Origin of the sequence: Hydrogenophaga sp. H7, assembly GCF_002025745.1 — a bacterium.
Lineage (GTDB): Bacteria > Pseudomonadota > Gammaproteobacteria > Burkholderiales > Burkholderiaceae_C > Hydrogenophaga > Hydrogenophaga pseudoflava.
In genome coordinates, this window is the sequence record NZ_MCIC01000018.1 from 219,814 (window position 1) to 240,821 (window position 21,008).

A 21,008-nucleotide genomic window follows, 5' to 3' on the forward strand; every position below is an offset into this window, starting at 1 on the left:
CCTTGGAAAGTGATCAGGCCGCGAGGGGATCGGGCGGCCCGCTGTACAGCCAGGGATTGTCCATCAGCGATTCGCCCAGCACCGCCATGGCCGCATTGCGCGCCAGGCGCAGGGCCCCGCTGGCGTGGAAGATGGTGCCGTTGCGCTGCGAGCGGGCCTGCACGCGCGCGTTGCGCTGCCAGCGGGTCTGCGCGTAGCGCGCAAACAGCGTGGCCCAGTCGATGGGGCCCTGGGCCGCGCCGGCCAGGCGACCGAGCGTCCAGGCGTCTTCGATGGCCATGGCCGCTCCTTGCGCCAGGTAGGGCCGCAGCGGGTGGGCCGCATCGCCCAGCAGGGCCACGCGGCCGCGGGCGTGTTCGCCGGGTCCGGCCACCGGCGAGCGGTCGTTCAGCGCCCAGAGCTTCCACTCCCCCACCCGGTCGAGCATGGCCCTGAGGTCCGGGCAGACCGGCCCCAGCGCGCGCAACAGGTCGGCCTGCCGCGCCTGGTGGCTCCAGCTCTGGGGGTCGCTGCCGGGCGGGCCGCCGTGGCCGCGACCGAGCAGCCCCTCGACCACCGCAACCACGTTGAACCACTCACCGCGCCGCACCGGGTAGTGCACCACGTGCAGGCGGGGCCCAAGCCAGGCGGTGACCACCGGTGCTCGCATCACGTCCGGCAACTCGTTGGCCGCCACCATGCCGCGGTAGGCCAGGTGGCCGCTCACCCGCGCCGGCCGGTTGCCCAGCAGGCCGATGCGCACCCGGCTCCAGAGCCCGTCGGCCCCGACCAGGGCATCGGCCTCGTAGACGGCGTCGCTCTCGCAGGTCACGCGCAGGCCGTCGGCCGTCTCCTCGTACCCGGCCAGCCGGGTGTCCAGATGCAGCCGGATGCGGGGCTCGCGCTGCACCGCTTCGAGCAGCAGGCCGTGCAGGTCGGCGCGGTGGACGGTGGCGTAGGACGCGCCGTAGCGCGCCCGGCTGACGGCCCCCAGACGGAGGATGCCCAGCGAGGCCGCGTTGTGCGCGTCGCGCACCTGAAGCGACTCGGGGAAGGCTGCGCAGGCGCGCAGCGCACCGGACAGGCCCCAGGCCTCAAGCACCCGGACGGCGTTGGGACCAAGCTGCAGACCGGCCCCCACCTCACCGAACGCGGCGGCCTGCTCCAGCAGGTCCACCCCCACGCCAGCGCGCGACAGGGCCAGCGCACACGCCAGCCCACCGATGCCGCCACCGGCGACGACGACCTTTTGATTCATGGCGGCGATTGTGCCGGTGCGCCACCCGCCGGCGTTGACGAATGTCAGGGTTGTTTGCGACGGTCCGGCGCCGGGCCGCCCCAAGCCGGACCAGCCCCCGGACCCGGCAAGGACCGGGGCCCTCCCCGGTCCTGGGGCAGCGACCCGCGCAGCGACGGATCGTGGGGGCTACAGCACCCTGTTGAACCAGAACAGCGACAAGCCCGCAGACAACAGAACCAGCACCGCCGCCGCCAGCGCCAGCAGGCCCGAGACCTCGGTCTCCTTCTTCTCTACCGTCAGCCGCGTGCTCAGCGACTCGTACACCTGCTGGAGGTTCTCGGCCGTGCCGGCGTAGAAGTACTCGCCCTTGGTGTCGCGCGCCACCGCCTTGAGCGTGTCCTCGTCCAGCCGCACCCGCATCGACCAGCCCTCGAAACCAATCACCTCGCCGTCCACCGTGCCCACACCCACGGTGTAGACGCGCACGCCGCGGTCGGCCGCCATCTTGGCCGCCTCGTCCGTGTCGACACCGGTGGTGCGCTGGCCGTCGGTCAGCAGGATGATCGCGGCCGAACCGTAGGAGCCCGGCGGCACTGGCTCGAACGGTTTCTTCTCGGTCTGCGGCTGGTCGATGGCCCGGCCCTGCGGCGCGAACGGGTCGTTGCTGGCACGGCCGTAGGTCACACTGGCCAGATCGACTTCGCCCGGAAACAGCTCGGAGAGGGCGACCACGATGGCGCTGCCGATGGCCGTGGCGCGCTGCAGCTGGAACTTGTCGATGGCGACGTTCAGGTCTTCGCGGCTGAGCGTGACCGGCTGCACCACCTGGGCCGAGCCGGCAAAGGCCACGATGCCCACCTTCACATGCCGCGGCAGCTCCTTGAGGAAGGCCTTGGCCGCGTTCTGCGAGGCCACCAGGCGGTTGGGCTGCACGTCGGTGGCGCGCATGCTGCCCGAGACGTCCATGGCCAGGATGATGGTCTGCTGGGTCGAGGGCAGCGTGACGGTGGCCACCGGTCGCGCCGCGGCCAGCAGCATGGCGGCAAACGCCAGCAGCAGCAGCAGGGGCGGGATGTGGCGCCGCCATCCGGTTGTGCGGCCCATGGCTTCGCGCACGATGGACAGGCTGGCGTAGCGCAGCGCCACCTTCTTGCGGCGGCGCAGGATCCACCAGTACAGCAGCACCAGCAAGGGCAGCACGGCCAGCAGCCAGAGGAACTGCGGCCAGAGGAAGTTGACGGGCAGGTCCTTCATGCGGCGGCTCCGGAAAGCGTGGGCGCGAGGTGGGCGGGCCGGCCCTGCCACAGGCTGCTGCGGCGCTTGCGCAGGTCCACGAAACGCAGGATGGCGTCGGCCAGGTCGTCGCCGGTGGACAGCTCCAGCGTGTCCACGCCAGCGCGGCCCAGGCTCTCGCGCAGCGTGGCCTCGCGCTGCGCGGCCAGGCGGGCAAAGCGCTGGCGGAAGCCCTTGTCGGCGGTGTCCACCATCAGCTGCTCGCCGGTTTCGGCGTCGCGGATGGGGATCATGCCAAGGTCGGGCAGTTCCAGCTCCAGCGGGTCCAGCAGGCGCACCGCCACCACGTCGTGGCGCCGCGCCAGCTCACCCAGCGGCTTCTCCCAGCCGGGCTCGCTGATGAAGTCGGACACCACGAACACCGTGGAGCGCTGGCGCACGCTGAGCGTCGCGGCGTGCAGCAGGTCGGCCAGGCGGGTGGCACCCGCTTCCTTCGTGCCACGCGGGGGCGGCGCCGAGGCATCGGCGCCGATGAGCTGCAAGAGCCGCAAGACCTGCAGGCGCCCGCCGCGCGCGGGCAGCACGGTGTCGACCGCGGCACCACCGCGCGCGCCATAGAGCATCGCGCCGACGCGGTTGCCGTGGCGGCTGATCAGGCGCGCCAGCACGCCGACAAAGCCCTGCAGCAGCTCACGCTTGCGCTGCTCGCCCGAGCCGAAATCGACCGAGGGGCTGAGGTCCAGCAGGAACCAGGCGGCCATCTCGCGGTCCTCGGTGAACACGCGCACGTGCGGCGTCTGCAGCCGCGCGGTGACGTTCCAGTCGATGTGGCGCACGTCGTCGTGGTGCTGGTATTCGCGCAGGTCCGCCAGGTCCAGCCCGGTGCCGCGCATCAGCGTGCGGTGGTCGCCCTGCAGCAGGCCGTCGAGCCGTTTCAGGACCGTCCATTCCAGACGCCGCAGCAAGGCCTCCGTGCGCCCGCCGTCGCCCACCGGCAGATCGGCCGGTGGCGGTGGCGCCTTTCGCTTGAACAGGCTCAGCAGCATGGCGGTGCTCCGGTCAGGCCACCTTGCGCTCATACTCCAGCGGCTTGGCCGGGGCCGGCACCGCCTTCATGATGCGCTCGATCAGGGCGTCGCTGCTCAGCCCTTCGGACAGGCCTTCGTAGGACAGCACCACGCGGTGGCGCAGCACGTCGGGCACCAAGGCCACCATGTCCTCGGGCAGCGCGTAGCTGCGGCCGCGCAGCAGGGCCAGCGCCCGCGCGCCCTCGACCAGGCCGATGGTGGCACGCGGACTGGCGCCGTAGGTGATCAGTCGGCCCACGTCCTTGAGCCCGTGCCTCTCGGGCGTGCGTGTGGCCGACACCAGCTTCACCGCGTACTGCACCAGTGAAGGATCGACATACACCTCGCGGCACTGGGCCTGCAGCGCCGCCAGCTGGTCGGTGGTGGCCACGGCGTTGACCTGCACCGCCGGGCCGGTGACGCGCTCGACGATGACGTATTCCTCCTCGTCGGTCGGGTAGTCCACCAGCACCTTCATCATGAAGCGGTCCACCTGCGCCTCGGGCAGCGGGTAGGTGCCTTCGGTCTCGATCGGGTTCTGCGTCGCCATCACCAGGAAAGGCTCGGGCACACGGTGCGTCTCGCCGGCGATGGTCACCTGCCGCTCCTGCATCACCTCCAGCAGCGCGCTCTGCACCTTGGCCGGCGCGCGGTTGATCTCGTCGGCCAGCAGCAGGTTGGCGAACACCGGGCCGAGCGCGGTGGAGAAGTCGCCCGTCTTCTGGTTGTAGATGCGCGTGCCCACCAGGTCGGCGGGCACCAGATCGGGCGTGAACTGGATGCGCTTGAAGCGGCCCTGCACAACGTTCGCCAGGGTCTTGACCGTCAGTGTCTTGGCCAGGCCGGGCACGCCCTCGACCAGCAGGTGCCCGCCCGCCAGCAGCGCGACCATGACGCGCTCCAGGAACCGGTCCTGCCCGACCACCACGCGCTTGACCTCGTAGAGGATCTGCTCCATGAGCTGGGCGGTGTCGGGGCTGGTGTGGTCGCTCATGAAACGCTCCTTGGTGTCAGAAGGGAGGAAGTCCGGCGGCGGAGGCCGCGCTCTCGATGGGCACAGCAAAACCGATGCCCAGGAAGGTCCGCGCCCGTGTCGGGTTGAGGATGCCGGTGACCACACCCACCACCTCGCCGTCCATGGTGACCAGCGGGCCGCCGGAGTTGCCGGGGTTGGCGGCGGCGTCGAACTGGATCAGGTTGTCGATCTCCTGCGTGCCCTCGGGCGACTTGAAGGAGCGGCCGAGGCCGGAGATCACGCCGGCCGATGTCGAGGGGCCGATGCCGAAGGGAAAGCCCACCGCCACCACCTCGTCACCGGGCACCAGGTCGGCCGTGGTGCGCAGCGTGGCCGCGTGCAGGTCGTCTGGAAGGGTGTGGGCCTGCAGCACGGCCAGGTCGTGCTGGGCCTGCACGCCCACCACGCTGGCCCGGGACTCGCTGCCGTCGGCGAAGGTCAGCTTGATGCCCTGGGCGGACTGCACCACGTGCAGGTTGGTCAGGATGATGCCCTCGTCCTGGATCACCACGCCGGTGCCCACGCCTTGCTCCACTTCCTCGCCCTTCTTGTCCTTGTCGTAGGCCACCACGCGCACCACGGCGGGGCGGATCTTCTCGGCGGCGCGCGCGGCGCGCGAGGGCAGGTTCTGGGTGGTGAGGGTGCGCAGGACGGCGGCGTCGATGTCCTTCTGTGTCAGGGCCCTGGGCGCCTTCGCGGACTGCTGCCACCAGAGACCGCCCAGCAGTGCCAGCACCAGCAGCCAAGCACTCCAGATCACGCGGTGGTCCCGGCCGGCGCCGGCCAGCCGCTGGCGCCAGTGCGGCCGGGGCGCTGCGGGTGCCGGTGCCGGTGGCGCCTCGCCCTGGACCACATCGCTCTTCACCCGCGCCGCCTCCGGCGCTGGGCCGGGGCGGGCCGATCGGCTGTAGAGCGGGGTCTGGCGCATGGCGGACTCCTGATGCGCCCGGCGCGGGCGCGTTGAACGGATGATGCCGGTTTGCGGCGCCGGGCTCAAGCGCCCAGCAACTGCCTCAACACGTAGGGGAGGATTCCGCCGGCCCGGAATTGGTTCACTTCCACCGGCGTGTCGATGCGCAGCACCAGCGGACGGGTCAGGCGCGTGCCATCGGCGCGGGTCACCACCAGGGTGGCTTCGCTCAGCGGCCGCAGGTCGGGCCGGGGCAGCACGTCGATCTGCTCGTCACCGCGCAGGCCCAGCGACTCCCAGGAATCGCCCGGCGCAAACTGCAGCGGCAGCACGCCCATGCCCACCAGGTTGCTGCGGTGGATGCGCTCGAAGCTGCGCGCCACCACCGCCCGGATGCCCAGCAGCTGCGTGCCCTTGGCGGCCCAGTCGCGGCTCGACCCGGTGCCGTACTCCTCGCCCGCGAACACCACCGTCGGCACGCCGGCCGCGCGGTAGCGCATGGCCGCGTCGTAGATGCTCATCTTCTGGCCCTGGCCCGTGCCCTCGTGCTGGTAGAGCGTCCAGCCGCCCTCCTCGCGCGAGCCGTCGGCGCCCGCCGGCAACATCAGGTTCTTGATGCGCACGTTGGCAAAGGTGCCGCGGATCATCACCTCGTGGTGGCCGCGCCGTGCGCCGTAGCTGTTGAAGTCGGCCTTCTGCACACCGTGGGCCAGCAGCCACTGGCCGGCCGGCGAAGCTTCGGCAATCGAGCCCGCGGGCGAGATGTGGTCGGTGGTGATCGAGTCGCCGAACAGCGCCATGACGCGCGCGGCGCGCACGCCGGGGTCGGTCTGTTCCGGCGCCTGCAGCGCAAAGCCGTCGAAGAACGGCGGCTCGGCGATGTAGGTGCTCTGGGGCCAGGTGTAGGCCAGGCCGTCCACGCCACGAATGCGCTCCCACAGCGGGCCCGGCTCGGTGGCAATGCGCTCGTAGTTCTCCCGGTAGGCCTTGCCGTGCATCGCGGCCTTCATCAGCGCATGCACCTCGTCGCTTGAGGGCCAGATGTCGCCCAGGTACACCGCCTGCCCCCGGGTGCCGAAGCCGACCGGTTCGGTCATCAGGTCTCGCAGCACGGTTCCGGCGATGGCATAGGCCACCACCAGCGGCGGGCTGGCCAGGAAGTTGGCCTTGAGCCGGGGATGGATGCGCGCCTCGAAATTGCGGTTGCCCGAGAGCACGGCCGCGCAGACCAGGTCGTTCCGGGCGATGGCCTCGCCGATGTCCGGCCGGAGGTCCCCTGCATTGCCGATGCAGGTGGTGCAGCCATAGCCGGCCAGGGCGAAACCCAGTTTCTCCAGGTACGGCAACAGGCCGGTTCGGGTCAGGTACTCGGTGACGACCCGCGAACCGGGCGCGAGCGAGGTCTTGATGTGCGGCTGCACCTTCAGCCCGGCCTCGACGGCCTTCTTCGCCAGCAGCCCGGCGGCCAGCATCACGCTGGGGTTGCTGGTGTTGGTGCAGCTGGTGATGGCGGCGATCAGCACGTCGCCATTGCCGATGGTCAGCTTCTTCTGCGCCGCAGGCAGGGGCGGGTCGGCCGGGGCGTGGGCGGTGGCGCGCGCGGGTCTGTTGGCCTCCATCTCGGCCACGAAGCGTGGTGCGCCAGGCGGGGTGGGCGTGGCCTTCTCGGGTGCCAGGGTGTCGGCCGGCTCACCCGGATCGGGCTGGTGGCGCGTGTGCAGCAGCGCCGCCGGCTGGTTGAAGCCGTTTTCGGCGGCGGGCCGGCTGAACAGGTCGGCGAACTGCCGGGCCACATAGCCGAGTTCGATGCGGTCCTGCGGGCGCTTGGGACCGGCCAGGCTGGGCGTCACCTGCCCCAGATCCAGCCGCACCACCTGCGAGTAGTGGATGTCGCCCGCCGCCTGAGAGGCCCCCGCGGCCCCCGGCACACCGAACAGGCCCTGGGCGCGGAAGTAGGCCTCGAAGGCCTCGATCTCGACGCTGCTGCGGCCGGTGCCGCGGAAGTAGTCGATGGTCTTGCCGTCGACCGGGAAGAAGCCCATGGTCGCGCCGTACTCGGGCGCCATGTTGGCGATGGTCGCGCGGTCGGGCAGGGAGAGTGAGGCCGTGCCCTCGCCGAAGAATTCGACGAACTTGCCCACCACTTTGTGCTTGCGCAGGATCTCGGTGACGGTGAGCACGAGGTCGGTGGCGGTGCAGCCCTCGCGCAGACGGCCGGTCAGCTCGAAGCCCACCACGTCGGGCGTGAGGAAGGCCACCGGCTGGCCCAGCATGGCGGCCTCGGCCTCGATGCCGCCCACACCCCAGCCCACCACGCCGATGCCGTTGATCATCGTCGTGTGGCTGTCGGTGCCCACCAGGGTGTCGGGGTAGTAGAGCCCGCCCTTGAGGTGCACGCCGCGCGCCAGGTGTTCGAGATTGACCTGGTGCACGATGCCGAAGCCCGGCGGCACCACGCCGAAGGTCTCGAAGGCCTGCATGCCCCACTTGAGGAACTGGTAGCGCTCCTTGTTGCGCTGGAATTCCAGCTTCATGTTCAGGTCCAGGGCGTTCTTGGTGCCGTAGTGGTCCACCATCACCGAGTGGTCCACCACCAGGTCCACCGGCACCAGGGGTTCGATGCGCTTCGGATCGTGGCCCAGGCGCTGCGCGGTGCTGCGCATGGCGGCCAGGTCGGCCAGCAGCGGCACGCCGGTGAAGTCCTGCAGCACCACGCGCGCCACCATGAACGGGATCTCGTCGGTGCGGGGTGCGTCGGGCTGCCAGTTGGCCAGTTGCGCCACCTGCTCGGGCAGCACCTTCTCGCCGTCGCAGTGACGCAGCACGCTCTCCAGCACGATGCGCAGCGACACCGGCAGTCGGCTCACATTGGGGAACTGCTGCGCCAGGGCGGGCAGCGAATAGAAGCGCCCCGACTTGCCGGACGCAGTTCGAAAGGTTTTGACAGTGCTGGAAAACGGATGCTGGAAGCGGGTGTTCGGCACGGGGGCGTCTCCTTGGAATACGCGGCCCATTGTGGTCAGGGCGAATGCCTGTGCGGGGCGCGCGGGTATCCGGCAAGCACACAACCGGTCGATGCGGGACAATCCACACCCTGATGAAAGCCCCCGAACTGCTCCTGCCCGCCGGCTCGCTGCACCGCATGCGCGCCGCCTACAACTTTGGCGCCGACGCCGTCTACGCCGGCCAGCCGCGCTACAGCCTGCGCGCGCGCAACAACGAATTCCGCCTCGAACAGATTGCGGAGGGCATCGCCGAGGCGCACCAGCGCGGCAAAAAATTCTTCGTCACCAGCAACCTGATCGCCCACAACGACAAACTGCGCACCTACCTGCGCGACCTGCAGCCGGTGGTGGAACTCAGGCCCGACGCGCTGATCATGGCCGACGCCGGCCTGATCATGCTGGTGCGCGAGCAGATGGAAAAAGGCCTCTGGCCCGAGGTGCCGATCCACCTCTCGGTGCAGGCCAACACCACCAACAGCGCGGCGGTGAAGTTCTGGCAGAAACAGGGCGTCAGCCGCATCATCCTCAGCCGCGAGCTGAGCCTGGACGAGGTGCAGGCGATCCGCAACGACTGCCCGGACATCGAGCTGGAAGTGTTTGTGCACGGCGCGCTGTGCATCGCCTATTCGGGCCGCTGCCTGCTCAGCGGTTACTTCAACCGGCGCGACCCCAACCAGGGCACCTGCACCAACGCCTGCCGCTGGGAATACAAGACCCAGGCCGCGACCACCGACACCGACACCGGCGACGCTGCCCCGGTGGCTAAGCTCGACGGCTTCAACTTCGCGCAGGAAGACGAGGAAGCCGCCAGCGCCTTCTCGACCACCGGCAGCGGCCAGCGCCACCCCGAGGCCAACAAGGTCTGGCTGATCGAGGAAGCCGGCCGCCCCGGCGAGCTGATGCCCATCATGGAAGACGAGCACGGCACCTACATCATGAACAGCAAGGACCTGCGCGCCGTCGAGCACGTGGGCAAGCTGGCCGCCATGGGCATCGACTCGCTCAAGATCGAGGGCCGCACCAAGAGCCACTACTACGTGGCGCGCACCGCGCAGGTCTACCGCCGCGCCATCGACGACGCCATGGCCGGCAAGCCCTTCAACCCCGAGCTGCTGCTCGAACTCGAAGGCCTGTCCAACCGCGGCTACACCGGCGGCCTGATGGAACGCCGCCCGGCGCAGGACTACCAGAACTACATCACCGGCCACAGCGAAAGCCACCGCAGCCAGTTCGTGGGCGAGGTGCTGCAGGTGCGCGAAGACGGCTGGGCACAGGTCGAGACCAAGAACCGCTTTGCGGTGGGTGACCGGCTGGAAGTCATCCACCCCAGCGGCAACCGCGTGGTGCAGCTGGACGCCATGCGCAACCAGGACGGCGAGGCCATCGACGTGGCCCAGGGCAGCCCCATCAAGGTCTGGGTGCCGCTGGCGGCGCCCAGCGAAGGCGCGCTGATCGCCCGGTTGATCGCCTGATTGGCTTTCAGCGCGCCGCGTCGCGGAAGAAGGCGGTGCGGTCCTCGTCTGCCGGGTGCGAGGCGAAGCCCAGGCCCCAGAAGCCGCCCATGTCCTCATCGCCGTCGGAGCCCGTCTTCTGCTCGGCCTTGCACACCGGCGCGCTGCCCGCCGGCACGGGTTTGAGGATGTCGTCGCCGCAGCGCTTGAACAGCGCAAAGCGCTCGAACAGCCGGGTCATCACCGCTGGCGACAGACCCGCGTCGCGCAGCACGGTCACGCTGTAGGCGTCGGCCTCGCGCTCGGCCTCGCGCGAGTAGTGGGCCTGGCCCAGCCAGAGCGGTACCGTGGCCAGCACGCCGCTGTAGTCGCCCCAGAGCGTCGAGGTGACGAAGCCCAGCACGCCCACCTGCACCAGCATGCGCACGCCATGCCGATGCTGCACATGGCCCAGTTCGTGCGCCAGCACGCCCGCGATCACCTCGGTGTCGTGCTGCAGCAGCCGCGCCATGTCGTCGGTCAGCAGCATGGTGCCGCCCGGCAGAGCCAGCGCGTTGGGGCCGATGTCCTCGCTGGCGCGGATCAGCAGGCGCGAGGGCCGCACCGCCACGCCGCGCGCCGCCTGGGCCGCCGTGTGCGCGCGCAGCACCCGCTGCCAGGCCTGCTCGATGGCCTGTTGCTCCTGGGCGCTCAGCTGGCTGGGCTTCACGAAATCGTCGACCTGATCCAGCACCGTCTCGCCGATCTGCTGCTCGACACCTTCCGGGAAGCGGTCGGCCACCGCACGCGCCGCCCAGGGCAGGCCCCAGACGTAGCCAGCCACGCTCACTGCCACCAGCAGAAGCAGGCTGGCCAGCACGCCGCGCCAGCTCTGCTGCAGCCGCACCACCACCGATTCCACGTGACCCGCATCGCGGACCCAGGCGTCCCAGGCCGCCGCGTCGTCGGACTGGATGCTGCCGCCGTCGGGCAGCTGGGCGATGCGCGGCCCGCGCCGCGTGCGCTCGGGCCATTGCACCCGCCGGGCCTCGATCACGCGGTCCACGTCCGGCCCTTTCAGGTGCAGCCTCCCACCTTCGAGCGAGGCCAGCACCTCGCGCGGGCGGCTGCTGCGGCCGTCGAAATAGCGGACCGCGAGGCCCTGGCTCGCGGACGGGGTTGAGGTGGCCATGCGTGCCGTGCTCAGAGGCCCACGTCCAGACCGAAGAAATCGCCGGCCGCGTCACCCGCCGCCTCGGCGGGCCGATCATGTTCCGCAGCCAGCAGGGCCTGCATGTCGGTGACGGTGCGCACGTGCACCGCCTCCAGCCGCAGGCGCGCCATGGCCACCTTGGCGAAGGGCCAGTACAGCCCCAGGGTAATGCCGATCAGCAGCCCGTTCTTGACGCTCAGCCAGAGCATGTCGCGAAAACGCAGCTGGCTGATGAAGCGCATCTGGCCATTGCCGGTCTTGGTCCAGACCAGGTTCTGCAGGCGGGTGGTGATCCAGGGACCGATGCCCAGGAACATGAGCACCCAGAAGCCGACCACCAGGACAGGCAGCACCCACATCATCTCGCCCAGCAAGCCGCCCAGCGCGTCGGCGCTGCCGAAGCTGGCCACGATGTACAGCGCGATCAAGGCCATGACACCGGCGAACAGCAGGAACGGCTTGATCGCCAGCAGGTAGAACGAACCCACGGTGGCGCGGAAATCGGTCTGCAAGGGGCCGAGCGCGTAGTGCCGGTGCTGGTAGGCCTTCATGCGCCACAGCAGCCACGGCAGCGTCAGCACCAGCAGCACAAACGCCCCACCGAAGGACGCCATCACCCATTCGGGCGGGGCCTGCTCCTGGTCTTCGGGGATGGCAAAGGTCAGCAGCACCATCGGCAGCACCACCAGAAACGGCGGCAGGTGCGCGAGGTAGGCGTCGCGCAGCGAACCCACGAAGCGGAACCGCAAGCCCCGCCAGCTGGTGTTGCCCATGCGGAAGGCCATGGACGAGCGCCACAGGGCCGGCCACAGCGCGGCCAGCGCCACGAAAGCCACCAGGCTCGCCACGGCGGAGAAGCTGCTGGCCCAGTTGTAGAGCACGAACAGCACCCCGACCAGCGCCCAGCCCTTGAACATCTGTTTGGGGTCGCCGTGAAAACCCAGCGGATCGCCATCGACCAGTGTGTTGCCCCAGAAGTAGCGCTGCCGCCGCACCTTGGCCCAGGGCCAGTACAGGCCCAGCGTGACCAGGAGGAGGAGCAGGTTGACGATCCAGATGCGGAAGTACTCGCTGCCGGAGCCGGTGAATTCGATGGGCAGGCGGCGGACGGTGGCGACGGAGGAAGGCTCGATGTGGTTGTCGTTGAAAGGCATGTGACAGCGGGACAGTGGTGACAGACGCGGCATTGTGCCTCCCTGCCACCGGCGTCCCGCCGCGGCTGTCGCCTCCCGGAACCCGCCCGGCGGACCGAAGGCTCAGGCCATTGCCAGGCCCTGCGCCCGTCGTGCGCCGGCCCACTCCAGCTCGGCCAGGACCAGCACCATCAGCGCCTGCGCCAGCACCCAGCCCAGGCCCAGCGCGGTCAGCGACAGGCCGGCACCGAAGGCCAGCCAGAGGCTCGCCGCGACCCAGGCGAAGTTGCCCACCGCCAGCAGCTTGACGCCGCCCGCCGGGGGTTCGGCCCGGCTCGCGAGCCAGGCGGCCAGTGAGGCCGCGCCGAACACGACCAGCGCCGCCACCTGCAGCCAGGTGGCCGGAATGCCGGTCCAGCCGGACAGCGGTTCCGACAGCGCCAGATGGGACAGGCCCATGCCCAGGCCACTGGCGGCATCGAGCCAGAGCACGCGGCGCAGGGTGGAAGCAGAGACAGTGAACATGGTGGACTCCTTGAAGTGAAACGATGGGAGCCCGATGCTCGCGGCGCCAGGGCATGGCGTCCATGACCTCGCAGGTCATGGTTCGCGCGGCGTCCGGGCCTACCATGCGCCCATGTCAAACGCCGCCCTTCCCCACGCCAGCCGCCGCCTCTCGGTCGGCGACCACCTGCGCCACTGGCGCCAGCTACGCCACCTCAGCCAGCAGGACCTCGCGCTCGACGCCGAACTCTCGACCCGCCACCTCAGTTGCGTGGAGACCGGCAAGGCCAGCCCCAGTCGCGAGCTGGTGCTGCGCCTGTGCGAACGGCTGGCGGTGCCGCTGCGCGAGCGCAACGCTTGGCTGGTCGCGGCCGGCTACGCGCCCATGTACCGCGAACAGCGGCTGGACGAGCCGGCGATGGACGCGGCGCGGCGTGCGGTGCAGCACATCCTCGACAGCCACGAGCCCTGGCCCGCCGTGGCCTTCGACCGCCACTGGCACATGGTGCTGTCCAACCGCATGGTCGCGCCGCTGCTGAGCGGCGTCGACCCGGCCCTGCTGCAGCCGCCGGTGAGCCTGCTGCGCGTGAGCCTGCACCCGGGCGGCCTGGCGCCGCGCATTGCCAACCTCGACCAGTGGCGCGAGCACCTGTTCGCGCGGCTGCAGCAGCAGATCCGCGCCACCGGCGACGAGGCCCTGGCGGACCTGCTCGCCGAGCTGCGCGCCTACCCGGGGCAGGCGCCCGGGGCGGCGGCGCGCCTGGCCGGCGAGCACCCGGGGGTGCTGATGCCCTTCCTGGTCCATACCCCGGCCGGCGTGCTGCACCTGATCAGCACCACCACCGTGTTCGGCTCGCCCGCCGACATCACCTTGCAGGAACTGGCGCTGGAGACCTTCTTTCCCGGCGACGAAGCCACGGCACAGGCGCTGCGCGCGCTCGCCGCTACCATGGCTGCATGAACCAGCGCCAGAACCGGACTCCGATCTCCACCGCCCTGCTCCAGCAGCTCGCCGCCATCGCCACCCGATGGCCGAGTCCGAAGGTCCGGCGCCTGCACATCCCGCAGCGCCCCGGCGAACCGGGCGAACACGACGCCGAGTTCTGCGCCATCGAGCTGGAAGACGGCGCCTTCGGCCTGTCCTACATCCTGCTCGGGGGCACGCTCGACCACCTGCTCGCCCGGCACGGCAGCGACCGGCACGACGCGCTGGCGGGCGCCGACCCGATGGCACTGGCGCAGCGGCTGGCCGGTGGCGACGAGGTGGAGCGCGCGGTCGCGCTGGCCGCGGTCAACGCGCTGACCGACTCGGTCTGGCGACGCATCGGCTACACGCCACCGCCGGCCGGCAACTCGCTGGGCGATGTGGTGCTCGGTCCGCAGGACCACCTGGGCATGATCGGTTTCTTCCCGCCGCTGGTGCGGCGTGTCGACGAAGCCGGCGGACGCCTCACCGTGGTGGAGATGAACGCGGAGATGGTGGCGCGGCAGCGGGAGCGTTTTCCGAAGGTCCACATCACGCTGGACCGCTCGGCGCTGGCCGCCTGCAACACCGTGGTCGGCACCTCGACCATGCTGCTCAACGATTCTCTGGACGAGATGCTGGCGGCGGCACCGAACGCCACACGCTTTGCCGTCATCGGCCCCTCGGCCGGGCTCTGGCCCGACGCGCTGTTTGATCGTGGCGTGACGCTGTTGGGCGGCACGCAGGTGGTCGATGGCGCCGCCTTCGCCGAGGCCATGGCCACCGGTGCGTCGTGGAGTTCTGCCAGTCGCAAGTTTGCGATTGCGCGCGACGGCTGGCCGGGCTGGGCGGCCCTCACGGGCGGCCCGGCCTGAAACGGACACCCGATCAGAAGGTGCGCGTTTCGTTGCGGCTGCCCGCCGCGATGGACAGTCCCCATTGCGCAAAGGTGATGGTGGAACCGTCGGAGGAGCCGTTGAAGCGCACGCCCAGCGCCTCCTCACCATCGATCCAGAGCACCTGGCTGGTGGTGGCCCCCTGCGACACGGCCACGGGCACCCGCTGGATCACTTCCCCCCGGGTCATGCCAGGGCGCAAGGCCAGGAAGGCCTGGTAGAGGGTGCCGGTGCCGCCACCGCCATTGCCCGCAAAGCGGAAGGTGCGCAGATAGGAGCGCCCGGTGGTGCGGTCGGTCCAGCGGGCCGTCGCGATCCGGTCGCCGGAGAAAGTCACCTCCAGGATTTCTGTATCGGTCTCCCAGCGCAGCACCGAGGCCGAGGTACCGGACACCGGCGCCCGGTTGACCAGGCGCTGCACATCGTCCCGGGTCATGCCGGCGCGCAGGTCGTTGAAGGCGGCGTAGAGCGGCTGGTCGTCGTCGTCATCGCCACCACCACAACCGGCCAGCGCCAGCCCGAGGCCGGACAGAAGACCCAGACCCAGCTGGCGACGGCTCAGCGTGGGATAGCGGAATGGCTTGTTCATTGTGAGTTCCTCCTGATGTATTGAAAGGCGTGGCAGGACGTCCCGCCACGTCCGGGCCGGATGTTAGCGGCGGCCACCCTGTGCCAAACCGTCACCAGCCATGAAAAACGGCCCCGAAGGGCCGTTTTTCATTCATCGAAGGGATGCCGATCAGGCCACCGTCTTCGCGGTCTCCACGTACTCCTCGATCTGGTCGAAGTTCATGTACTTGTAGATCTGGTCGGCCTTGGCGGTGATCACGCCGGTGGCGGCCAGGTACTCTTCCTTGGTCGGCAACTTGCCCAGCTTGGACGCCACGGCGGCCAGCTCGGCCGAGCCCAGGAACACGTTGGTGTTCTTGCCCAGGCGGTTCGGGAAGTTGCGGGTGGAGGTGGAGATCACCGTCGCGCCTTCGCGCACCTGGGCCTGGTTGCCCATGCACAGCGAGCAGCCGGGCATTTCGGTGCGGGCACCGGCGGCGCCGAAGTTGGCGTAGTGGCCTTCCTTGGTCAGTTCGGCCGCATCCATCTTGGTCGGCGGTGCCACCCACAGCTTGACCGGGATGTCGCGCGCGCCGCCCAGCACGGTGGCGGCCGCGCGGAAGTGGCCGATGTTGGTCATGCACGAACCGATGAAGGCCTCGTCGATCTTGGTGCCGGCGACTTCGGACAGGAACTTGGCGTCGTCCGGATCGTTCGGGCAGCAGACGATCGGCTCGGTGATATCGGCCAGGTCGATCTCGATCACGGCGGCGTATTCGGCGTCCTTGTCGGCTTCGAGCAGCTCGGGCTTGGCCAGCCAGGCCTCGACCTTCTCGATGCGGCGCGCCAGGGTCTTCGCGTCCTGGTAACCGTCGGCGATCATGTTCTTCATCAGAACGATGTTCGACTTCAGGTACTCCTGCACCGGCTCCTTGTTGAGCTTGATGGTGCAGCCGGCGGCCGAGCGTTCGGCGGAGGCGTCGGAGAGCTCGAAGGCCTGTTCCACCTTCAGGTCGGGCAGACCTTCGATTTCCAGGATGCGGCCCGAGAAGATGTTCTTCTTGCCGGCCTTGGCCACGGTCAGCAGACCGGCCTTGATAGCGTACAGCGGGATCGCGTGCACCAGGTCGCGCAGGGTGACGCCGGGCTGCATCTGGCCCTTGAAGCGGACCAGCACCGACTCGGGCATGTCCAGCGGCATCACGCCGGTGGCGGCGCCGAAGGCCACCAGACCGGAACCGGCTGGGAAGGAAATGCCGATCGGGAAGCGGGTGTGCGAGTCACCGCCGGTGCCCACGGTGTCGGGCAGCAGCAGGCGGTTGAGCCAGCTGTGGATCACGCCGTCGCCCGGGCGCAGGGACACGCCGCCGCGGCTGCTGATGAAGGCCGGCAGTTCGCGGTGGGTCTTCACGTCCACCGGCTTCGGGTAGGCCGCCGTGTGGCAGAAGGACTGCATCACGAGGTCGGCCGAGAAGCCCAGGCAGGCCAGGTCCTTCAGCTCGTCGCGGGTCATCGGGCCAGTGGTGTCCTGCGAACCGACGGTCGTCATCTTGGGCTCGCAGTAGGTGCCGGGGCGCACGCCCTGGCCTTCCGGCAGGCCGACGGCGCGACCGACCATCTTCTGTGCCAGGGTGAAGCCGGCCTTGCTCTCGGCGGGCGCCTGCGGCAGGCGGAACTGGGTCGAGGCGGGCAGGCCCAGGAACTCGCGCGCCTTGGCGGTCAGCGAGCGTCCGATGATCAGGTTGATGCGGCCGCCGGCGCGCACTTCGTCGAACAGCACGTCGCTGCGCAGCTTGAACTCGGTGACGGTCTCGCCGTTCTTGACGATCTTGCCGTCGTAGGGCATGACTTCGATGACGTCGCCCATCTCCAGCTTGGAGACGTCCACTTCGATCGGCAGCGCGCCGGAGTCTTCCTGCGTGTTGAAGAAGATCGGAGCGATCTTGCCGCCCAGCGTGACGCCTCCGAAGCGCTTGTTCGGCACAAACGGAATGTCCTGGCCGGTGGCCCAGATCACGCTGTTGGTGGCCGACTTGCGCGACGAACCGGTACCAACCACATCACCCACGTAGGCAACCAGGTGGCCCTTCTTCTTCAGGTCTTCGATGAACTGCATCGGGCCGCGCTTGCCGTCTTCTTCCGGCTTGAAGGCCGCGTCAGGACGCGTGTTCTTCAGCATCGCCAGGTAGTGCATCGGGATGTCGGGACGGCTCCAGGCATCGGGAGCGGGCGACAGGTCGTCGGTGTTGGTCTCGCCGGGCACCTTGAACACGGTGACGGTGATGCTCTTGGGCACTTCGGGGCGGGTGGTGAACCACTCGGCGTCGGCCCACGACTGCATGACTTCCTTGGCCTTGGCGTTGCCGGCCTTGGCCTTCTCTGCGACGTCGTTGAAGAAGTCGAACATCAGCAGGGTCTTCTTCAGACCTTCGGCGGCGACGCCTGCCACTTCGGCGTCGTCCAGCAGCTCGATCAGCGGGTGCACGTTGTAGCCACCCACCATGGTGCCCAGCAGCTCGGTGGCCTTGGCCTTGGAGATCAGGGCGACCTTTTCGTCACCGTGGGCCACGGCGGCCAGGAACGAGGCCTTGACCTTGGCGGCGTCGTCCACGCCCGGCGGCACGCGGTGCGTCAGCAGGTCCAGCAGGAAGGCGTCTTCACCGGCGGGCGGGTTCTTGATCAGTTCGATCAGGGCGGCGACCTGCTTGGCGTCGAGCGGCAGCGGGGGAATGCCCAGGGCGGCGCGTTCAGCGACGTGGGCGCGGTAGTCGGTCAGGAAGGTCGACATGGCGTTCTCCGGTGGGGTGGGTGATGGTTGGTGTTCGAAAGTCATGCAAGAAACCAGCCGCGCACGGTCTCGGGCAGGGCATGCCCGGTCTGGTGCGCGCGCTCGATCACTTGCCAGTAATAGCGGTAGCTGGCGCGGTCGTGCAGCCGGCCTTCGTGCTGCACCGGCGCCCAATCAGCGGCCGCGGCGCGTTCGACGATGGCCAGCGCGGTCTCGATTTCAGCCTCGGCGGGTGAAAACGCGGCGACGATGGCGCGGATCTGGTCCGGGTGGATGCTCCACATGCGGGTGTAGCCGAGTTCGGTGGCCGCCTTGCGCACGGCGTTCTGCAGCGCAGGCAGGTCCTTGAACTCGGTCACCACGTTGTGTGAAGGCACCTTGCCGTGCGCGTGGCATGCCGCCGCCATCTCGATCTTGGCCCGCAGCACGTGCGGGTGGCTGAACTGCCCCGCCAGCGTCATCGCCGAGGCGGGAATCGCCCCGCCGTGGGCCGAGACGAAGTCCATCAGACCGAAGCTCAGGGATGCGACGCGCGGGTGGGCCGCGATGTCGAAGGCGCGGTGCACCGCGGCCGGCGACTCGATCAGCACATGCAGCGGCAAGGCGGCGGCGCCAGCGGCGTCCATGGCCGCCACGGCGCGTTCGACGTCGGCCACCGACTCCACCTTGGGCACCATGAGGTGGCACAGCCGCGCGCCGGCCTGACCGGCAATCGTGGCCACATCGGCCTCGAAGTGGGGATGGTTCACCGGGTGGACCCGGGCGGCGACGCGGGCGGCTGCTGGGGCGCCCAACGCCAGTTCCGTGACCAGGGCCGCGTGCTCGGCCTCACCACCGACGGGCGCCCCGTCTTCGCAGTCGAGCGTGACATCGAAGACGCAGGCGCCGAACTCAGCACTCAGTTCGGCCTGCAGCTGCAGGCTCTTCCTCATCCGCGCCTCGACACCGCTGTAGTGGTCACAGACCGGCAGCGCAAACGCACCGGCCTGGGCCCCAGCAAGGATGTCACGCGGGTGAGGTTTCACGGAGTTACCAGGCGGTTACCAGCTCAGAGGAGGTGCTTGACGCCGTCCTTCTCGCCTTCGAGCTCGGCCAGGGTCTTGTTGATGCACTCTTGCGAGAAGGCGTCGATGGGCAGGCCCTCGACGATCTTGTACTCGCCGCCTTCGCAGGTGACGGGGTAGCCGAACATGACTTCCTTGGGGATGCCGTATTCACCATTGGACGGAATGCCCATGGTGACCCACTTGCCGTTGGTGCCCAGGGCCCAGTCGCGCATGTGGTCGATGGCGGCGTTGGCGGCGGAAGCAGCCGACGACAGGCCACGGGCGGCGATGATGGCGGCGCCGCGCTTGCCCACGGTGGGCAGGAACACGTTGGCGTTCCAGTCGTGGTCATTGATGGTGTCCTTGACAGACTTGCCGTTCACCGTGGCGAAGCGGTAGTCGGCGTACATGGTGGGCGAGTGGTTGCCCCACACGGCCAGCTTCTCGATGTCGCCCACGGCGCAGCCGATCTTGGCGGCGATCTGGCTGGCGGCACGGTTGTGGTCCAGGCGCAGCATGGCGGTGAAGTTCTTGGCCGGCAGGTCGGGGGCCGACTTCATGGCGATGTAGGCGTTGGTGTTGGCGGGGTTGCCGACCACCAGCACGCGCACATTGCGCGAGGCCACGGCGTTCAGGGCCTTGCCCTGGGCGGTGAAGATCTGGGCGTTGGCGGCCAGCAGGTCGGCGCGCTCCATGCCGGGACCACGGGGACGGGCGCCGACCAGCAGGGCGTAGTCGGTGTCCTTGAAGGCGGTCATCGGGTCGCTGTGAGCTTCGATGCCGGCCAGCAGCGGGAAGGCGCAGTCTTCCAGTTCCATGATCACGCCCTTGAGCGCGTTCTGGGCCTTCTCGTCCGGGATTTCCAGCAGCTGCAGGATCACGGGCTGGTCCTTGCCCAGCATTTCGCCGGAGGCGATACGGAACAGCAGGGCGTAACCGATCTGACCTGCGGCGCCAGTGACGGCAACACGGACGGGCTTCTTGCTCATGGTGAAAACTCCAGAAGGGACGTTGGGAAGTTGAAAAATCGGCGGGGTGTGACCCCTTGGATAGCCCCCGAGTGTACCCGCGTAAACCCGTAGGCGTCAATTTGTCTTATGTCTTATATAAGATATGATTGCACACCAAACTGCGGGCCACGACGCTGGGTCGTTCGCCCGTTCATCCACCGACACCATGGCCTCCGCACACCCTTCGCAGCCCGACCTGTCCCCGGAGGACTCGCGTGTGCCCGCCGAATCGGCGGGCACCGGACCGGCCGCGCCTCTTCCGCCAACACCAGCTTTCAGCCCCCTGTACCAGCAGATCAAGTCGCTGATCCTGCGCAGCCTGCAGGCGGGCGAATGGAAACCGGGCGACATGATCCCCAGCGAGTTCGATCTGGCCGCCCGCTTCCGCGTGAGCCAGGGCACGGTGCGCAAGGCGATCGACGAACTGGCCACCGACAACCTGCTGGTGCGCCGCCAGGGCAAGGGCACCTTCGTCGCCACCCACGCCGAACAGCACATCCAGTACCGCTTCCTGCGCGTGCTGCCCGACGCGAGCGCGCCGGAAGCCCAGGGTCCGGCCGAGCGCCGCATCATCGAATGCCGCCGCCTGCGTGGGCCGGCCGAGGTGGCCCGGCAACTCGACCTCAAGGGCGGCGACTCGCTGGTGCAGGTCCGGCGCGTGCTCTCGTTCTCCGGTACGCCCGCCATCCTGGAAGACATCTGGCTGCCCGGCGCGCCGTTCAAGGGCCTGAGCCTCGAAACCCTGTCCAGCGACAAGGGCCCCATGTACGCCCTGTTCGAAGCACAGTTCGGCGTGCGCATGGTGCGCGCGACCGAGAAGATCAAGGCCGTGGCCGCCGATGCCGATGCCGCAGCACTGCTGGGGGTCGAAGTGGGCCACCCGCTGCTGAGCGTGGAACGTCTGGCCTACACCTACAACGACGTGCCGATGGAACTGCGGCGCGGCCTCTACCGCACGGAAACCCGGCACTATCACAACGAACTGAACTGAGTCGCCAACGCGCCGGAGCCCGACATGCCAAGGCC

General features: G+C 69.3%; 17 protein-coding genes. 4 read left to right on the top strand and 13 right to left on the bottom strand.

Annotation, left to right across the window (positions count from 1 at the left end):
* Positions 1-13: 13 nt before the first annotated feature.
* The 6 genes from BC358_RS18750 to BC358_RS18775 all read right to left on the bottom strand — a co-directional run bounded on the left by BC358_RS18750 (position 14) and on the right by BC358_RS18775 (position 8,428).
* Complete coding sequence (locus tag BC358_RS18750; protein ID WP_079366997.1) at positions 14-1,237, bottom strand: FAD-dependent monooxygenase; 1,224 nt, start codon at positions 1,235-1,237, stop codon at positions 14-16.
* Between the two features lie 168 nt (positions 1,238-1,405).
* A complete protein-coding gene (locus BC358_RS18755) occupies positions 1,406-2,473 on the bottom strand; it encodes a VWA domain-containing protein (RefSeq protein ID WP_066149801.1) in 1,068 nt (355 codons plus the stop codon).
* Complete coding sequence (locus tag BC358_RS18760) at positions 2,470-3,498, bottom strand: DUF58 domain-containing protein (RefSeq protein ID WP_143434367.1); 1,029 nt, start codon at positions 3,496-3,498, stop codon at positions 2,470-2,472. The genes BC358_RS18755 and BC358_RS18760 overlap by 4 nt, the downstream gene beginning before the upstream one ends.
* A gap of 13 nt (positions 3,499-3,511) precedes the next feature.
* Positions 3,512-4,513: a MoxR family ATPase gene (locus tag BC358_RS18765; RefSeq protein WP_079366999.1), complete on the bottom strand. Its 1,002-nt coding sequence runs from the start codon at positions 4,511-4,513 to the stop codon at positions 3,512-3,514.
* Positions 4,514-4,529: 16 nt separating this feature from the next.
* The gene (locus BC358_RS18770; RefSeq protein ID WP_079367000.1) at positions 4,530-5,462 is read right to left on the bottom strand and encodes a S1C family serine protease; all 933 of its coding nucleotides are present in this window, start codon (positions 5,460-5,462) and stop codon (positions 4,530-4,532) included.
* A gap of 65 nt (positions 5,463-5,527) precedes the next feature.
* The gene (locus tag BC358_RS18775) at positions 5,528-8,428 is read right to left on the bottom strand and encodes an aconitate hydratase (RefSeq protein ID WP_256861580.1); all 2,901 of its coding nucleotides are present in this window, start codon (positions 8,426-8,428) and stop codon (positions 5,528-5,530) included.
* Positions 8,429-8,541: 113 nt separating this feature from the next.
* Between BC358_RS18775 and yegQ the strand changes: the two genes are divergently transcribed.
* Positions 8,542-9,921 carry a tRNA 5-hydroxyuridine modification protein YegQ gene (yegQ, locus tag BC358_RS18780; protein ID WP_079367002.1) on the top strand — a complete coding sequence of 460 codons (1,380 nt, stop codon included), beginning with the start codon at positions 8,542-8,544 and terminating at the stop codon, positions 9,919-9,921.
* A gap of 7 nt (positions 9,922-9,928) precedes the next feature.
* Here yegQ and BC358_RS18785 read toward each other — a convergent pair whose 3' ends face one another.
* The 3 genes from BC358_RS18785 to BC358_RS18795 form a co-directional block, all read right to left on the bottom strand.
* Positions 9,929-11,071: a M48 family metallopeptidase gene (locus tag BC358_RS18785; RefSeq protein ID WP_079367003.1), complete on the bottom strand. Its 1,143-nt coding sequence runs from the start codon at positions 11,069-11,071 to the stop codon at positions 9,929-9,931.
* Positions 11,072-11,082: 11 nt separating this feature from the next.
* Complete coding sequence (locus BC358_RS18790) at positions 11,083-12,246, bottom strand: YjgN family protein (protein ID WP_179130102.1); 1,164 nt, start codon at positions 12,244-12,246, stop codon at positions 11,083-11,085.
* A gap of 102 nt (positions 12,247-12,348) precedes the next feature.
* Complete coding sequence (locus BC358_RS18795) at positions 12,349-12,750, bottom strand: hypothetical protein (RefSeq protein ID WP_066149778.1); 402 nt, start codon at positions 12,748-12,750, stop codon at positions 12,349-12,351.
* 112 nt (positions 12,751-12,862) lie between these two features.
* On the opposite strand from BC358_RS18795, the gene BC358_RS18800 reads away from it, so the two are divergent.
* Positions 12,863-13,690: a helix-turn-helix domain-containing protein gene (locus tag BC358_RS18800; RefSeq protein ID WP_079367005.1), complete on the top strand. Its 828-nt coding sequence runs from the start codon at positions 12,863-12,865 to the stop codon at positions 13,688-13,690.
* A complete protein-coding gene (locus BC358_RS18805) occupies positions 13,687-14,568 on the top strand; it encodes a Rossmann-like domain-containing protein (RefSeq protein ID WP_079367006.1) in 882 nt (293 codons plus the stop codon). Before BC358_RS18800 ends, BC358_RS18805 begins: the two co-directional genes overlap by 4 nt.
* Before the next feature lie 13 nt (positions 14,569-14,581).
* Here the strand turns inward: BC358_RS18805 and BC358_RS18810 are convergent, their stop codons facing one another.
* From BC358_RS18810 to BC358_RS18825, 4 genes are all read right to left on the bottom strand, one after another.
* Positions 14,582-15,178 carry a hypothetical protein gene (locus BC358_RS18810; RefSeq protein ID WP_079367007.1) on the bottom strand — a complete coding sequence of 199 codons (597 nt, stop codon included), beginning with the start codon at positions 15,176-15,178 and terminating at the stop codon, positions 14,582-14,584.
* Positions 15,179-15,328: 150 nt separating this feature from the next.
* Positions 15,329-17,926 (bottom strand): bifunctional aconitate hydratase 2/2-methylisocitrate dehydratase, encoded by a 2,598-nt coding sequence (gene acnB, locus BC358_RS18815; protein ID WP_079367008.1) that lies wholly within the window; start codon positions 17,924-17,926, stop codon positions 15,329-15,331.
* Positions 17,927-17,967: 41 nt separating this feature from the next.
* Entirely contained in the window at positions 17,968-18,951 is a 984-nt protein-coding gene (locus tag BC358_RS18820; RefSeq protein WP_256861581.1) for a CoA ester lyase, read from the bottom strand.
* Positions 18,952-18,974: 23 nt separating this feature from the next.
* A complete protein-coding gene (locus BC358_RS18825) occupies positions 18,975-19,961 on the bottom strand; it encodes a malate dehydrogenase (protein WP_066149765.1) in 987 nt (328 codons plus the stop codon).
* A gap of 187 nt (positions 19,962-20,148) precedes the next feature.
* On the opposite strand from BC358_RS18825, the gene BC358_RS18830 reads away from it, so the two are divergent.
* The gene (locus BC358_RS18830; protein ID WP_079367124.1) at positions 20,149-20,973 is read left to right on the top strand and encodes a GntR family transcriptional regulator; all 825 of its coding nucleotides are present in this window, start codon (positions 20,149-20,151) and stop codon (positions 20,971-20,973) included.
* Positions 20,974-21,008: the final 35 nt, after the last annotated feature.